Origin of the sequence: Streptomyces hokutonensis, assembly GCF_000376565.1 — a bacterium.
Classification (GTDB): Bacteria; Actinomycetota; Actinomycetes; order Streptomycetales; family Streptomycetaceae; genus Streptomyces; species Streptomyces hokutonensis.
Genome location: NZ_BARG01000079.1, coordinates 45,432 through 59,642 on the forward strand (window position 1 = coordinate 45,432; position 14,211 = coordinate 59,642).

General features: G+C 69.9%; 14 protein-coding genes. 7 read left to right on the forward strand and 7 right to left on the reverse strand.

Features of this window, described 5'->3' with window-relative positions:
• Positions 1 to 18: 18 nt before the first annotated feature.
• Positions 19 to 921, reverse strand: a complete 903-nt coding sequence (locus tag SSP08S_RS41750; RefSeq protein ID WP_019073603.1) for a helix-turn-helix transcriptional regulator — start codon at positions 919 to 921, stop codon at positions 19 to 21.
• Positions 922 to 1,009: 88 nt separating this feature from the next.
• Here SSP08S_RS41750 and SSP08S_RS41755 point away from each other — a divergent pair, with 88 nt between their 5' ends.
• Together SSP08S_RS41755 and SSP08S_RS41760 are read left to right on the forward strand one after the other, a co-directional pair.
• Positions 1,010 to 1,708 carry an SDR family NAD(P)-dependent oxidoreductase gene (locus tag SSP08S_RS41755; protein ID WP_019073604.1) on the forward strand — a complete coding sequence of 233 codons (699 nt, stop codon included), beginning with the start codon at positions 1,010 to 1,012 and terminating at the stop codon, positions 1,706 to 1,708.
• 135 nt (positions 1,709 to 1,843) lie between these two features.
• Positions 1,844 to 3,625, forward strand: coding sequence for an FAD-binding dehydrogenase (locus SSP08S_RS41760; protein WP_019073605.1), 1,782 nt, complete (start codon positions 1,844 to 1,846; stop codon positions 3,623 to 3,625).
• Positions 3,626 to 3,688: 63 nt separating this feature from the next.
• On the opposite strand, the gene SSP08S_RS41765 is transcribed toward SSP08S_RS41760, so the two are convergent.
• Both SSP08S_RS41765 and SSP08S_RS41770 read right to left on the reverse strand, forming a co-directional pair.
• Positions 3,689 to 4,345 carry a maleylpyruvate isomerase N-terminal domain-containing protein gene (locus SSP08S_RS41765; RefSeq protein WP_019073606.1) on the reverse strand — a complete coding sequence of 219 codons (657 nt, stop codon included), beginning with the start codon at positions 4,343 to 4,345 and terminating at the stop codon, positions 3,689 to 3,691.
• A 32-nt stretch (positions 4,346 to 4,377) separates the two neighbouring features.
• Positions 4,378 to 5,103, reverse strand: coding sequence for a TetR/AcrR family transcriptional regulator (locus SSP08S_RS41770; protein WP_019073607.1), 726 nt, complete (start codon positions 5,101 to 5,103; stop codon positions 4,378 to 4,380).
• A gap of 183 nt (positions 5,104 to 5,286) precedes the next feature.
• On the opposite strand from SSP08S_RS41770, the gene SSP08S_RS41775 reads away from it, so the two are divergent.
• From SSP08S_RS41775 to SSP08S_RS41785, 3 genes are read left to right on the forward strand one after another with little or no spacing between them, the layout of a single operon-like run.
• Positions 5,287 to 7,512, forward strand: coding sequence for an MMPL family transporter (locus SSP08S_RS41775; protein WP_019073608.1), 2,226 nt, complete (start codon positions 5,287 to 5,289; stop codon positions 7,510 to 7,512).
• A gap of 49 nt (positions 7,513 to 7,561) precedes the next feature.
• On the forward strand, positions 7,562 to 8,029 hold the full coding sequence (locus tag SSP08S_RS41780; RefSeq protein ID WP_019073609.1) for a MarR family winged helix-turn-helix transcriptional regulator: 468 nt from the start codon (positions 7,562 to 7,564) through the stop codon (positions 8,027 to 8,029).
• Positions 8,026 to 8,958: an NADP-dependent oxidoreductase gene (locus SSP08S_RS41785; protein WP_019073610.1), complete on the forward strand. Its 933-nt coding sequence runs from the start codon at positions 8,026 to 8,028 to the stop codon at positions 8,956 to 8,958. The genes SSP08S_RS41780 and SSP08S_RS41785 overlap by 4 nt, the downstream gene beginning before the upstream one ends.
• Positions 8,959 to 8,976: 18 nt before the next feature.
• Here the strand turns inward: SSP08S_RS41785 and SSP08S_RS41790 are convergent, their stop codons facing one another.
• Positions 8,977 to 9,939 carry a GlxA family transcriptional regulator gene (locus SSP08S_RS41790; RefSeq protein WP_019073611.1) on the reverse strand — a complete coding sequence of 321 codons (963 nt, stop codon included), beginning with the start codon at positions 9,937 to 9,939 and terminating at the stop codon, positions 8,977 to 8,979.
• A gap of 117 nt (positions 9,940 to 10,056) precedes the next feature.
• On the opposite strand from SSP08S_RS41790, the gene SSP08S_RS41795 reads away from it, so the two are divergent.
• Positions 10,057 to 10,350, forward strand: a complete 294-nt coding sequence (locus SSP08S_RS41795; protein WP_019073612.1) for a putative quinol monooxygenase — start codon at positions 10,057 to 10,059, stop codon at positions 10,348 to 10,350.
• Between the two features lie 4 nt (positions 10,351 to 10,354).
• Here the strand turns inward: SSP08S_RS41795 and eno are convergent, their stop codons facing one another.
• Complete coding sequence (gene eno, locus SSP08S_RS41800; RefSeq protein ID WP_019073613.1) at positions 10,355 to 11,638, reverse strand: phosphopyruvate hydratase; 1,284 nt, start codon at positions 11,636 to 11,638, stop codon at positions 10,355 to 10,357.
• 100 nt (positions 11,639 to 11,738) lie between these two features.
• Here eno and SSP08S_RS41805 point away from each other — a divergent pair, with 100 nt between their 5' ends.
• Complete coding sequence (locus tag SSP08S_RS41805; protein WP_026179289.1) at positions 11,739 to 12,602, forward strand: winged helix-turn-helix transcriptional regulator; 864 nt, start codon at positions 11,739 to 11,741, stop codon at positions 12,600 to 12,602.
• 6 nt (positions 12,603 to 12,608) lie between these two features.
• Here the strand turns inward: SSP08S_RS41805 and SSP08S_RS41810 are convergent, their stop codons facing one another.
• Positions 12,609 to 13,385, reverse strand: a complete 777-nt coding sequence (locus SSP08S_RS41810) for an SDR family oxidoreductase (RefSeq protein ID WP_019073615.1) — start codon at positions 13,383 to 13,385, stop codon at positions 12,609 to 12,611.
• Positions 13,382 to 14,185 (reverse strand): MerR family transcriptional regulator, encoded by an 804-nt coding sequence (locus SSP08S_RS41815; RefSeq protein ID WP_078532700.1) that lies wholly within the window; start codon positions 14,183 to 14,185, stop codon positions 13,382 to 13,384. The genes SSP08S_RS41810 and SSP08S_RS41815 overlap by 4 nt, the downstream gene beginning before the upstream one ends.
• Positions 14,186 to 14,211 lie beyond the last annotated feature (26 nt).

Consider the following 14,211-nt stretch of genomic DNA (forward strand, 5'->3'; position numbering starts at 1 on the left):
TTGTCCTGTGCGGCGATCTTAGGTGATTGACGACATACCGGTAGTCGTGCCTGTGCGGTCGTGCAGTGGTGCGGCGACGACCCGTCGCAGCCTCGCCTCGTCCGAACTTCCGGGCGCCGCCGTCAAGATGACGATCTTCAGCTCCGAGTCGCCGTCCGTCAGGACGTCGCAGTCCACGTCTATCGCCCCGACCACCGGATGCCGCACCGTCTTGTGGTCCTCGCGGTGTGCGGCCACCGTGCCGCTCGCCCACAGCCGGGCGAACGTCGCGTTGCCCGCGGTGAGTTGACGGATCAGGTCGGCCAGGCGCGCGTCGTGCGGGTAGCGGCCGGTGGCGCGGCGCAGGTCGGACACGACGGCCAGGTCCGAGTTGTCGCCGTCGGGCACCAGCACCGGCCAGGAGGCGATGCGTACGTCGTCGTCGGCGCCGATCGGGAAGCGTTCGCGGGCGAAGTTGCGGAGTTCGGGAGGCTTCGCCGACGGGTCGCCGAGCAGCGCGGCCCATTCGGGGTTCCACCAGATCAGCTGCCAGTCGGCGGCGAACACGGCGACCGCGACCTCGCCGAGCCGGTTCAGCACGCGGTGCACGCCGGGCGGGAGGTGGTCGGGGATCGGCTCGTGGTTCGGCGCGACCAACCCCGCCATGCGGTAAAGGTGTTCGCGCTCGATGTCGCTCAACCGCAATGCGTGAGCAAGGGAGTTGACGACCTGCGCCGAAGGCGCCGTGGACCGCCCCTGCTCGAGGCGTACGACGTAGTCGACCGACACGCCCGCGCGCTCGGCGAGTTCCTCACGGCGCAGGCCGGTCGCCCGCCGGGACCGGCCGGACGGCAGGCCCACCGCCGACGGCGACAACCGCTCCCGCCAGGCCCTGATCGTCGCGCCCAGCCCGAGGCCCTCGTTCTCTGTCATGCCCTCCATCCTGCCCCCGACCCGCCATCCTGGTAATGCCGTTCCTACGGTCGTGCCGTCCCTGGCACAGCACGGGCGCGGCGCGGACGATCGAGGCATGACCACCACGTTCATCACCGGAGCCAACAAGGGCCTCGGCCACGAGACCGCCCGCCGCCTCCTCGCCCTCGGCCACACCGTGATCGTCGGGGCCCGCGACGAGGAGCGGGGTGCCGCAGCCGCCGCCGAGTTGGGCGCGCGGTTCGTCCGTATCGACGTCACCGACGACGCCTCCGTGGCCGCCGCGGCGGCCGATGTCGCCATACACGAAGGCGTACTCGACGTCCTGATCAACAACGCCGGAGTGCACGGCCCGTACGGGGATCCCGCCGAACTGACGGGTGCCGACGCGCTCGGCGTCTTCGACGTCAACGTCTTTGGACCGGTCCGCACGACCACCGCCTTCCTCCCGCTGCTGCGCCGCTCGGCCGACCCGGTCGTCATCAACGTCAGCAGCGGCATGGGGTCCCTCGCCATCACGCACGACCCTTCGCGGATCGAGTCCTCCGTCGTCGCGCCGCTCTACACCGCGTCCAAGGCGGCCCTCACCATGCTGTCCACTCAATACGCCAAGGCCCTCAAGGACGTTCGGGTCAATGCCGCCGATCCCGGCTACACGGCGACCGACCTCAACGGCCACAGCGGCCCGCAGACCGTCACCGAGGGAACCGACGCGATCGTCCGGCTCGCCACCGAGGGACCGGGCGCGGGCTCCGGCCGCTTCGTCGACCGGGAAGGACCGCTCGACATGGCGTGACCCGGACCTGCGCAACACTGCCGACACAGCTTGGTTTCCTTAGGTGCTACCGGCGGTAACAACAGAGGTGTCGCGGCACGCGCCACGTGTCGCGCACACCTCCCGCACCTCCCGTACTCATTCGGAAGGCACCTCATGGAGAACCTGACGTCCCCCACGGCGATCAGCAGACGAAGAGCACTGACGGTGGCCGGTGGCGTCGCCGCCGGTGCCGCCCTCGCGGCGCACGCGGTACCGGCGTTCGCGGCCGGCACCTCGGACGCCGACGCCATCGTCGTCGGCCACGGTCTGGCCGGACTGGTCGCGACGGCCGAACTGGTCGCCGCCGGAAAGAAAGTGCTGCTCCTGGACCAGGAGCCCGAGTCCAACCTCGGCGGCCAGGCGTTCTGGTCCTTCGGCGGACTGTTCCTGATCAACTCGGACGAGCAGCGGCTCATGGGCATCAAGGACTCCCGGGAGCTGGCCTGGCAGGACTGGCAGGGCACGGCCGGCTTCGACCGCGGCATCGACGACCCGACCGGCCAGGACTACTGGGCCCACAAGTGGGCCGAGGCGTATGTGGACTTCGCCGCCAACGAGAAGCGGTCCTGGCTCTACGGCCTCGGCATCCGCTGGTTCCCGATCGTCGGCTGGGCCGAGCGCGGTGGCGGCCTCGCCGACGGCCACGGCAACTCGGTGCCCCGCTTCCACGTCACCTGGGGCACCGGACCGGCCGTGGTCGAGCCCTTCGAGAAGCAGGTGCGGGCCGGGGTCGCGAGCGGCAAGGTGGTCTTCAGGTTCCGCCACCAGGTCAACGAGATCGTCCGCACCGGCGGCGCCGTGACCGGAGTCCGCGGCTCGGTCCTCGAACCCAGCACCGCCCAGCGCGGCAAGGCCACCTCCCGCACCGTGGTGGGCGACTTCGAGCTCAAGGCCCCCGTCGTGATCGTCACTTCGGGCGGCATAGGCGCCAACCACGATCTCGTACGGCAGAACTGGCCGGCCCGGCTCGGCACCCCGCCCAAGAACATGATCACCGGCGTGCCCGCCTACGTGGACGGCCGGATGCTGGGCATCACCGCGGCGGCGGGCGGCCGTATCGTCAACCCCGACCGGATGTGGCACTACACCGAGGGCCTCAAGAACTACGACCCGATCTGGCCCAACCACGGCATCCGCATCCTCCCGGGCCCGTCCTCGATGTGGTTCGACGCCAAGGGCAAACGGTTCTCCGCCCCCGACATGCCGGGCTACGACACCCTCCACACTCTGGGCTCGATCACCGCGAGCGGCTACGACTACTCGTGGTTCGTCACCACCAGCAAGATCATCGCGAAGGAGTTCGCGCTCTCCGGGTCCGAACAGAACCCCGACCTCACCAACAAGGACATCCTGATGCTGCTCTCGCGCATCTGGCAGACGCCGGAGCCGATCGAGAAGTTCAGGAAGAACGGCGTCGACTTCGTCACCGCCTCCAGCCTCTCCGAACTCGTCCTCGGCATGAACAAGCTGACCGGCGACGGCCTGATCCAACTGGCCGATCTCCAGCGGCAGATCGAGGCCCGGGACCGGGAGATCGACAACCCGTACTCGAAGGACGCCCAGGTGATGGGCATCCGCAACGCCCTTTCGTACACCGGCGATTCACTCAGCCGCACCGCCGCGATCCACAAGATCCTGGACCCGGCCGCCGGACCCCTGATCGCCGTCCGCCTCAACATCCTCACCCGCAAGACCCTCGGCGGCCTCCAGACCGACCTCTCCGGTCGCGTCCTGGACGCCACCGGTGCGCCAATTCCCGGTCTTTACGCGGCCGGTGAGGTGTCCGGCTTCGGCGGCGGGGGAGTGCACGGCTACCGCTCGATGGAGGGCACCTTCCTCGGCGGCTGCCTGTTCTCCGGCCGCCAGGCGGGCCGCGCGGCGGCGGCAGCGATCTGAGTCGCCGCGGCTGCTTGCCTCATGTCGGCAACTCGGGCGCGTCGAACCCGAGTTGCCGACAGATCAGCCGAGGTAGAGCGGCAACTGTGCTGCCAATGAGCCGAGTTGGTGTGTCTCCGCCTCCGTCGGCGTACGCCGTCCGGTGCCGACGAGCAGCACGTCCCGGTCGGAGAAGGACGCGGGGAACGCGGCTCCGGCGATCCCCTCCAGCAACTCGCGTGCTCCGGCGAGTGTTTCGGCGGGCGGCCCCGCCGCGTCCGGGAGGTGTGCGACCAGGTCGAGGTGGTGCAGCGTCCACTCCAGGACGTACGCGGAGAGATAGTCGCCCGCGGTGAGCACCTGGTCCTGTGTGCTCACCCGCAGACCGGGGTCGGCGAGCCGGGCGGCGCGGCCGGCGGCCGAACCGACGTCGTCCAGATGGAACTTGAGCAGCCCGGGCTCCTCGTACGCGGCGGCCAGCCGGACGATCAGCGCGTCGAGCGGGTCGTCACCGGTGGGCGCCGTGCGGGTGACCGCCCAGTAGGTCACCGCGTCGCGGGTCGGTTCCGTGTCGGCGGGTGTCACCAGGGTGATCAGCACGTCCTGGGCGTCGATGACCAGATGACAGACCAGGTCCCGCACCAGCCACCCGGCACACCCCGAAGGCCGCGCGAAATCGGCGTCCTCGAGGTCGGCGACCGCCGCGAGCAGAGCTGTCCAGGAGCGTGAGAAGAGATCCACCTCGGCACGCTACGGCGCCCGGGCGGACAGTGTCACGTGATCCGGCGGTGGATGTCCGCCAGCAGGTTCCGCATCGCCATCCGGAAGATCTCCTCCTGGTGACCGCCGAGGAACGTGGTGTGCCCGAACACCTCCAGCGCGACCAGACCGTGCAGATGTCCCCACGCGCTCATCAGGAGGGCGGTCGCGGGCGGCGGCAGATGTCCCTCGCCGTAGTGCGGAAGCTGTTCCACATAGGCCCGCAGTGCCGGCGAGAGTTCGGGGATGTCGGCCGCGGCGAGCTGCTCCGGGGTGAACTCCTCGAACAGCTCGCGCTCGAAGATCACGCTCATCCGCCGCGTGGCCTGGGTCGTCGGACCGTCGGCCGGTGCCGCGTAGTCCCTCAGCGGTGTGCCGTAGAGGAGTTGGAACTGCTCGGGGTGGGCGATGCTCCACCGCCGGTAGCCCTCGGCCGCCCGCACGAGGCGCGGTAGGTCCGGGTCGTCCGCAGGGGTCTCGACTGCGGTCCCCACGGCGTCGGCCAGGTCGTCGTAGGCCTTGGTGACGAGCACCGTGATGAGGGCGTCCCGGCTCGGGAAGTAGTGGTAGAGCGCCTGCACGGTCATGCCGAGGCTGCGGGCGACCGCGCGCAGGGAGAGGGCCGCGGGGCCGTGTTCGGTGAGGTGGCGCTCGGCGGCCTCCACGATCTCCTGGGTGGCGGCGGCCCGGCGTCGCTCGCGCAGGGACGGAAGGGCGGTCGTGGCTTCTTCGGCAGGCATGCGGCGACCGTACGACGACAACTCGCGCCGGGGAACACGAAGTTGCGAGGTGTGAGGAAAATCTAACACTGCCAAATCTTCTTGCTCCTCACTAGCGTCGTGCGCGGCGACGAAGAGTGCCCATTGGTCAACTCTGGCTGTTTCGCGCCTTTTTCGACGTACGCACATCAAAGGAGAACGGGCGTGTTTGAACGCATAGCCGAGCTGGTGATCCGCCGGTCACGGCTGGTACTCGTCGTCGCCGTCGTGGCCGTGGCCCTCATGGGGGTCCTGGGCGCCGGCGCGTTCGGCAAACTGCTGGGAGGCGGCTACGACGACCCGTCCTCCGCGTCCTCCCGGGCCGCGAAGGTCATCGACCGGAAGTTCGGCGGGGAGACGAACCTGGTCCTGCTGGTCGGCGCGACCGAAGGCCGCGTGGACGGGACGCCGGCGGAGCAGAGCGGCCGGGCCCTGGTGGCCAAGCTCAAGAAGGAACAGCACCTGGAGAACGTGATCTCGTTCTGGGACACGTCCAGCCCCGACCTCAGATCCAGGGACGGCCGCGAAGCCGTGGTGCTCGCCCATGTGAAGGGCAACGACACCGAACGCGACGAGAACGCGAAGAGCGTCATCGACGCCTATGCCGGACCGTTCGAGAACACCCTCACCGTCCGGGCGGGCGGCGGTGCCGCCGTGACCAGCGAGATGGGCACCCAGTCGGCCAAGGACCTCGTCCTGGCCGAGTCCATCGCCGTACCCCTCACCCTCGTACTCCTGCTGCTCGTCTTCGGCAGCGCGGTCGCCGCCCTGCTGCCGCTGGCGATCGGCACCATCGCCATCGCGGGCACGTTCGCGGAGCTGTTCCTCCTCGGCAGTGTCACCGACGTCTCCGTCTTCGCGGTCAACCTGACCACCGCACTGGGCCTCGGCCTCGGCATCGACTACGCGCTGCTGATGGTCAGCCGGTTCCGGGAACAGCTCGCGACCGGGGCGAGCGTGGACGACGCCGTACGGCGGACCGTGAGCACCGCGGGCCGTACCGTCGCGTTCTCCGCCGCGACCGTCGCGGCGGCGCTCGCGGCCCTGCTGGTGTTCCCGCAGTACTTCCTGCGCTCCTTCGGATACGCCGGGGTCGGTGTCGTCGTCATCGCGGCCGTCAGCACCCTGTTCGTCATGCCGGCCCTGTTCGTCGTCCTCGGCCACCGCGTCAACGGCGGACGGCTGCCGTGGGCGAACCGTGCCCGCTCCGACAGCCGGACGCCCCTGTGGGGACGGCTGGCCCGCACCGTCATGCGGCGGCCCGCGCTCACCGCGCTGCCCGTCCTCGCGGTCCTGCTGCTCGCGGCGAGCCCGCTGCTGGGCATCACCTTCGGCACCCCGGACGAACGCGTACTGCCCGAGGACGCCGCGAGCCGCCAGGTCTCCGCCGTACTCCGGGAGAAGTTCAACGGCAGCGACGACGCGGCCCTCCACGTCGTCATCGACTCACCCGTCAACAAGAGCTCGCTCGGGGTGTACGCGACCCAGCTGTCAGGACTCAAGGGCGTCGTCCGCGTCGAGACCAGCGCCGGTACCTACGCCGAGGGACAGCCGACCGCGAACGACCCCGGCAACCCCGCCCTCGGCCGCCCCGACGCACAGCAGATCAACGTGGTGAGCACCCTGACACCGAAGTCCGACGCGGCCCAGAGCCTGGTCCGGGAGGTGCGGGCGGCCGCCGTGCCCGTCGGAACACAGCCTCTGGTGGGCGGAGTCGACGCCGTACTGGTCGACTCCAAGCACTCCGTCGGCAGCCGGCTCCCGCTCGCCGTGGCCCTGGTCGCCCTCACCACCTTCCTCCTGCTCTTCCTCTTCACCGGCAGCGTCGTACAGCCGCTGCGCGCACTGCTCCTCAACATGATCAGCCTGGGTGCCACCCTCGGCGTCATGACCTGGATCTTCCAGAACGGCCACTTCTCCTCCGTGCTCGGCTTCACGGCACAGCCGATGGACGTCTCCATGACCGTGCTGATGTTCTGCATCGCCTTCGGCCTCTCCATGGACTACGAGGTCTTCGTCACCAGCCGGATCAAGGAACTCCACGACCGGGGCGCGGACAACGAGTCCGCCGTGACCAACGGCCTCGGACACACCGGGCGCATCGTGACCGCGGCGGCCTGTCTGCTCGCGGTGAGCTTCTTCGCCTTCGGCACGGCGAAGCTCGGCTTCATGCAACTGTTCGGCCTGGGCAGCGGACTGGCCATCCTCATCGACGCCGTCGCCGTACGCGGTGTCCTCGTCCCCGCCGCGATGCGACTGCTCGGCCGCTCGGCCTGGTACGCGCCCGGTTTCCTGCGCCGCTTCCACGCACGGTTCGGCCTCAGCGAAGGCGGCAGCGCCCCGGCAGCCGCACTCGATCCGCTTGTGAAGGGCGCATCCGAAGTGCATTAGGGCTAAGATGATTACAGCTAATGCATTTCGGCCCGGAAGGAGCCCGCCCGTGGACCTGCGACAGCTGTTCGACGACCTGGTGCGTTTCGAGACGGACCTGTGGAACGGGATCGACGCCCGGCTCCGCCAGGACTGCGGCGTGACCCTGGGCAGCCTGAACGTGCTGCTCGTCGTCGAACGCGCGGGCTCCTGCCGGGTCAACGACATCGCCGCCGCCCTCTCCATCACGGTCGGCGGCGCGAGCCAGGCCGTCGACCGGCTGGAGAAGGCGGGCCACTGCGCACGACGGCCGCACCGCACCGACCGCCGCTCCTCGATCGTCGAACTGACGGCGGCCGGGCGGGACTTGGTGAACGAGGCCGGTCCCGTCTTCGACCGTGAGCTCGCGACCTGGCTGGCCCGTCCGCTCCCGGACACGGCACTCGGCCACCTCGCGAGCACGCTCGCCGTGCTCCGTGCCGCCAACCCGCGCACCCCGGACCCCGGGCCAACACCCCTGACGAAGGAGACCAGATGAGCCCCGCGCAAGCACGAGCAGTCCGCTTCGACCGGTACGGCGACCGTGACGTCCTGCACGTCACCGAGGTGCCGATGCCCACCCCCGCCGCCGGAGAAGTCCTCGTCGAGGTCCGGGCGGCCGGCGTCAACCCCGGTGAGGCCGCGATCCGTTCGGGCGTCATGCACGAGCGGTTCCCCGCCACCTTCCCGTCCGGCCAGGGCAGCGACCTCGCCGGAATCGTCACCGCGCTCGGCGAGGGCGTCACCGACTTCGGTATCGGCGACGAGGTCCTCGGCTTCTCCTGGCAGCGCTCCAGCCACGCCACCCACGTCGTCGTACCGGTGACCCAACTGATCCCCAAGCCGGCCGCCCTGAGCTGGGAAGTGGCCGGCTCCCTCTACGTCGTCGGCTGCACCGCGTGGGCCGCCGTCGACGCGGTGGCCCCCAAGCCCGGGGAGACCGTCGCCGTCTCGGCCGCCGCCGGGGGAGTGGGCACCGTCACGGTCCAACTCCTCGCCGTACACGGCGCGCACGTCCTCGGCATCGCCTCACCCGCCAACGCCGAATGGCTCACCGCCCACGGCGCGACCCCGGTCCCGTACGGCGACGGACTCGCCGGGGCCCTCACCGCGGCGGCACCCGGCGGGATCGACGCGTTCATCGACCTGTTCGGACCCGACTACGTCCAACTCGCCGTCGATCTCGGCATCCCCCGGGACCGGGTCGAGACGATCATCTCGTTCCAGAAGGCGCAGGAACTCGGTACCAAGAGCGCGGGCAGTGAAGGCGCTTCCACCCGCGAGGTCCTCACCGAAATGGCCGACCATGTCGCCGCCGGCCGTATCGAGATCCCCGTCGCGGCCACTTATCCGCTCGACCGCGTCCGCGACGCGTACGCCGAACTCGAACAGCGCCACACGCGCGGAAAGATCGTCCTTATCCCCTGAACTGCCTCTGAACCAACGTCACTTGCTCTCGCGGAGGGCCGACGTGGTCTTCCCGGTGCGTTCGCGCAGCAGCACGCGCAGGGTGTTGGGGTGCTCGTAGCCAACCCTCCTGGAGATGGTCTCCAGGGAGAGGTCGGTGGTCCGCAGCAGGTGGGAGGCGCGTTCGATCCGCAGGTCCTGGACGAACCGGATCGGCGACGTCCCGACGGTGCGCCGTACGGCACGCTGCAGGGTCCGCTCGCTGACGCCGATGGCCCTGGCCGCGTCGGGGATGCCGAAGGGCTCGGCCAGATGCTCACGGGTCCAGAGTTCGAAGGCCGCGACCGTGGGATCGCTCTGGGCCAGCGCGTTGGGAATCGTGTACGCGGCCTGCGAAGGGCGTTCGTCGACCACGAGATAGCGGGCGACCAGGTCGGCGAGCGCGGGGCTGGCCGCCCGGACGATCGCCAGCGCGAGATCGACGTGTCCGAAGGCCGCGCCGGCGGTGATGACGCCCTCGCAGCTGATGACCATCCGGCTGTGATCCAGCTCGACCTTGGGATACCTGTCCCGGAACGCGGGCGACAGCGACCAGGACGTCGTGGCCCGCAGGCCGTCAAGCACCCCGGCCTCCGCCAGCAGGAAGGTACCCGCGCATGCCGAGGCGATGGTCGTTCCTCGTGCGCGGGTTCGCGTGATCAAGTCCCGGACGGGCCGGGACACTTCGCCGCCCACATGGTCGAGCAGCGCCGAGGGATCGCTCTCCCCGAGCGCGGGTACGACCAGGAGGTCCGCCGTGTCGGCCAGTTCAAGCGGCTCGGGAGCCACGAGGAGTCCCGCCCTGGTCCGCACCTTCGGGCCGGGGCCGACCAGGGTGACGTCCCAGGTGGGCGACGACTCGTGGAGCTGCCCGCCCAGCGCGTTGGCGTTGTTCAGCACGTCCAGGACGGCCGAGAGCCCCGAGTCGAACACCCCGTCGTAGACGACGACCGCTAGCTTCATGGCGGGAACGCTATCAACCGTGTCGTTTCCGCCGCTGATGTGATCACCGATCACGGCCATAGGTTCGAGGCACGTCGGACATCCGACGCCCTGGACGTCTGCACAAGGAGTGGTGACATGAAGGTCGGTCTGCTGGTACGCATCGAGGCCAAGCCCGAGCACGCCGACGAGGTGGAGGCACTGCTCCGCGGTGCCCAGGAACTCGCCGAACTGGAACAGGGCACGGTGACGTGGTTCGCGTTCCGCGAGAACGCCACCACCTTCGGCGTGTTCGACACCTTCGAGGACGAGCAGGGACGGCAGGCGCACCTGACGGGCCGGATCGCCGCCGCCCTGGGGGAGATCGCGGAGACGAAGCTCAGCGCGCCGCCGGTGATCGCCCCGGTCGACCTGCTGGGAGCGAAGGTCTGACGCGTCAGACGCGCAGTCCCAGTGCGTCCCGCCCGGCGTACCGTGCCTGGGTGCCCAAGTCCTCCTCGATACGGATGAGTTGGTTGTACTTGGCGGTGCGGTCGGCGCGGGACAGCGACCCGGTCTTGATCTGTCCGCAGCCGGTGGCGACGGCGAGATCGGCGATCGTGGTGTCCTCGGTCTCGCCGGAACGATGGGACATCACGACGGTGTAGCCGGCCCGGTGGGCGGTGGCGACGGTGGCCAGGGTCTCGGTGAGGGTGCCGATCTGATTGACCTTCACCAGGATCGAGTTGGCGATCCCGTCCCGGATTCCGGCGCTGAGCAGCGTCTCGTTGGTGCAGAAGACGTCGTCGCCGGTGAGCTGGCAGCGCTCGCCGAGCCGCACGGTCAGGTCGCGCCAGCCGCCGTGGTCGTCCTCGGCCATCGGGTCCTCGATCGAGGCGATCGGGTAGCGGTCGACCAACTCGGCCAGGTAGTCGGCGTGTTCGGCGGGGGTACGGCGGACGCCCTCGCCCGTGTAGTCGTAGACCCCGTCGCGGAAGAACTCGGAGGTGGCGGGGTCCATGACCAGAGTGATGTCGGTGCCGGGCTTGTAGCCGGTGCGTTCGATGGCGTGGAGGACGAAGTCGAGGGCCTCGTCGGCGGTGCGCAGGTCGGGGGCGAAGCCGCCCTCGTCGCCGACGTTGGCGCTGTGGCCGGCGGCGATCAGGTCGCGGCGCAGGGTGTGGAAGACCTCGGAGCCCATGCGGACGGCCTGGGCGAAGGTGGCCGCGCCGATCGGGGCGATCATGAACTCCTGGAAGTCCAGCGGATTGTCGGCGTGCGCGCCGCCGTTGACGATGTTCATCATCGGCACCGGCAGCAGGCGGGCGTCGACGCCGCCGATGTAGCGGTACAGGGGCAGCCGGTGGGCGGCCGCGGCGGCCTTGGCGGTGGCCAGGGAGACGCCGAGCAGGGCGTTGGCGCCGAGGCGCGACTTGGTGTCGGTGCCGTCGAGTTCGATCATGGTGTGGTCGACGGTCGCCTGGTTCTCGGCGTCGAGTCCGGTCACGGCGTCCGCGATGGTCTCGTTGACGGCGTCGACGGCGCGCCGAACTCCCTTGCCGTGGAAGCGTGTCGGGTCGCCGTCACGCAGTTCGACCGCTTCCCTTGCTCCGGTGGAGGCGCCCGACGGTACGGCGGCCCGGCCGAGCGATCCGTCCTTGAGCTCCACGTCCACCTCGACGGTCGGATTGCCCCGGCTGTCGATGATCTCGCGTGCGACGACCCGGCTGATGGCGGTCACGGTGCAACTCCTCACGCAGGGCCCGCGTCCCGAACGTCGGCGGGCGGTAAGTTCCGTCATGAAACAAAGTGAGTCCTGAATGAGAACCTACTATGGGTCCATGAGGATGCACAACGCCGACGAGACCTGCGGCATCGCCCAGGCCGCCGTGGTCCTGGGGGACTGGTGGAACGTTCTGGTGCTGCGGGAGATCGCCCGCGGCCATGTCCGTTTCGATGCGCTGGCCGCCGGGATCGGCCTGTCCCGCAACGTCCTGACCGAGCGGCTCGGCCGGCTCGTCGCGAGCGGGGTACTGCACCGCCGCCTCTACCAACGGCGGCCGGTGCGCTACGAGTACGTGCTCACCGATGCCGGGCTCGCGCTGCTGCCCCTGCTCGTGGCGATGCAGGACTGGGGCGACCGGTGGATGCTGGGCGACGGCACCCTCACTGCGACTACGGCCGAGGACAGCGCCGAACACGCCCGCGTGCACACCTTGCCCGGTACCCGTCTGCCCGACGACCTTCAACTCCCCGGCATCCAGGGCACGGACCTGCCCGTCGTCTCACCGGACGCCGCCGCGACCGTGCTGTTCACCTACCCGGGCACGGGTATCGAGTGGGGCGAGCCGCCGATCCCGGGGGCTGAGGGCTGCACGTTGGAGAACCGGCTCTTCCGGGAGGCCTGGCCCGAATTCCGCCGGGCGGGCGTGGAGGTGTGCGGGGTCAGTACTCAACTCCCGCACGAACAAGCGGAGTTCGCCCGCGTCGAGGAGATCCCGTTCCCTCTCCTGTCCGACGCCCATCATCAACTCGCCGCCGCCCTGCGCCTGCCGACGTTCCGCGCGGCGGGCCGGCTGCGGCACAAGCGCCTGATCCTGATCATCGACGCCGAACGGACCGTACGGCACACGCTGTTCCCGATCGACGACATCCCGCACGCCGTCAAGGAGAGCCTGCGGCTGGCAGCGGACTGCGCCAGGTGACGTCCGCTACGCGAACCCCCCATTGCTCAGCAGGAGTTGGCCGTTGATCCACTGGCCCTCCGGTGAGCAGAGGAAGTCGACGAGGTGGGCGGTGTCCTGTGGAGTGCCGAGACGGTTGAGCGGTGTCTGGCGCAGGATCTGCGCCCGCCCCTCCTCGTTCATCCAACCGGTGTCCACCGGGCCCGGGTTGATGATATTGGCGGTGATCCCGAGGTGGGCGAACTCGTGGGCGGCGGCCAGGGTGATGCGGTCCAGGGCGCCCTTGCTCGCGCCGTAGGGGAGGTTGTTCACGGTGTGGTCGCTGGTGAGCGCGATGATCCGGCCGCTGCCCGGAGCGGCGGCGAACCGTCGGCCGTACTCGCGGATCAGCAGCCAGGTGGCGCGCGCGTTGACCGCGAAGTGCCGGTCGAAGCTCTCTACGGTGGTGTCGAGCAGACCGGAGTCGACGGACTCGCAGTGGCACATCACCAAGGCGGTGACGCCGCCCGGCCCGCGTCCGACCTCGTCGAAGACACGGGCCGGAGCGTCCGGGTCGGACAGGTCCGCTTCGACAGCGGTGGTCGCGGCGCCGTGTTCCTTCAGCGCCTCGGTGATGGCCCAAGTCGCGCCGGACTCGACACCCCAGGACATGCGCTCGTCGTAGGGAGTCCAGTAGGTGAAGGCGATGTCCCACCCCGAGGCCGCCAGGCGGCGGGCGATGCCCGCACCGATGCCGACGGTGCGCCCCACTCCGGTGACGAGCGCGAGGGGGCGGGCGGACGGGTGATCGGTGCTCGTCGTCATGATCCGAGATCGTTCATGACGGACCCGGCATCGGCAACTGCCTTTACGCGGAGGCCTGTTGGCGGAGTGGGAGTGGCTGTGACGACGGCCGCCAGGTCCGCGCCCGCCTGGAGGAGTCCCACGGTCCGTACGGCGATCCGGTCGAGGCGTTCGCGCAGGATGCGCCGGGCCTCTCCCCGGCCGTCGAGCCGGTGCAGGGAGCCCATGATCTCCCGTACCGCGGGGACGCTGTGGCCGGTGGCGCGCAGGGCCGTGACGATGCGGGCCGCCCTGATGGCCGACAGGTCATAGCGACGGGCTTGCCGTGAGGTCACGCGTTCGGGGGTGACGAGCCCTTCCTGCTCCCAGAACCGCAGAGTCGAGGGACGCACGCCAAGGGCTCTGGAGAGTTCGGTGATCGTCATCGCGTCACCGTCCCGCTCCAAGTCCGATCCGTTCGCCTCGTCCTGGATCGCGCGCAACGCCTGCTGGGCGCGCAGGGTCTCCTCGCGCTCCCGCGCCAGCCCCACATGGACCTCGTTGATCACGGAGGCCGCCTCCACGAGCGTCTGCGTCCGCAGCTCCGCGAGCATCCGCCGGGCGGAGACCGGGCCCACGGCGCCCGCGAGCCCTCGATAGGCGCGCAGAGCCCGCACATGCGAAGGCGTGTAGGAGCGGTAACCGTTGTCCGACCGGGTGGCCGGCGGAATGACTCCCAACCGCTCCAGATCGCGCACCTGTTGCAGCGAGTACCCCGACTCGCGTGCCACCTCGGCGGTCCTGAGCGTTCCCCGCCGCGCACCACTCACCGGCCCGCCCATCTCCCAACCCCACATAAGCACTTGAA

Coding starts and splice junctions, on each gene's coding strand:
- SSP08S_RS41750 (WP_019073603.1), bottom strand. CDS start 921: ATGGAGGGCATGACAGAGAACGAGGGCCTCGGGCTGGGCGCGACGATC.
- SSP08S_RS41755 (WP_019073604.1), top strand. CDS start 1,010: ATGACCACCACGTTCATCACCGGAGCCAACAAGGGCCTCGGCCACGAG.
- SSP08S_RS41760 (WP_019073605.1), top strand. CDS start 1,844: ATGGAGAACCTGACGTCCCCCACGGCGATCAGCAGACGAAGAGCACTG.
- SSP08S_RS41770 (WP_019073607.1), bottom strand. CDS start 5,103: ATGCCTGCCGAAGAAGCCACGACCGCCCTTCCGTCCCTGCGCGAGCGA.
- SSP08S_RS41785 (WP_019073610.1), top strand. CDS start 8,026: ATGAGCCCCGCGCAAGCACGAGCAGTCCGCTTCGACCGGTACGGCGAC.
- SSP08S_RS41790 (WP_019073611.1), bottom strand. CDS start 9,939: ATGAAGCTAGCGGTCGTCGTCTACGACGGGGTGTTCGACTCGGGGCTC.
- SSP08S_RS41795 (WP_019073612.1), top strand. CDS start 10,057: ATGAAGGTCGGTCTGCTGGTACGCATCGAGGCCAAGCCCGAGCACGCC.
- SSP08S_RS41805 (WP_026179289.1), top strand. CDS start 11,739: ATGAGGATGCACAACGCCGACGAGACCTGCGGCATCGCCCAGGCCGCC.
- SSP08S_RS41810 (WP_019073615.1), bottom strand. CDS start 13,385: ATGACGACGAGCACCGATCACCCGTCCGCCCGCCCCCTCGCGCTCGTC.
- SSP08S_RS41815 (WP_078532700.1), bottom strand. CDS start 14,185: ATGGGCGGGCCGGTGAGTGGTGCGCGGCGGGGAACGCTCAGGACCGCC.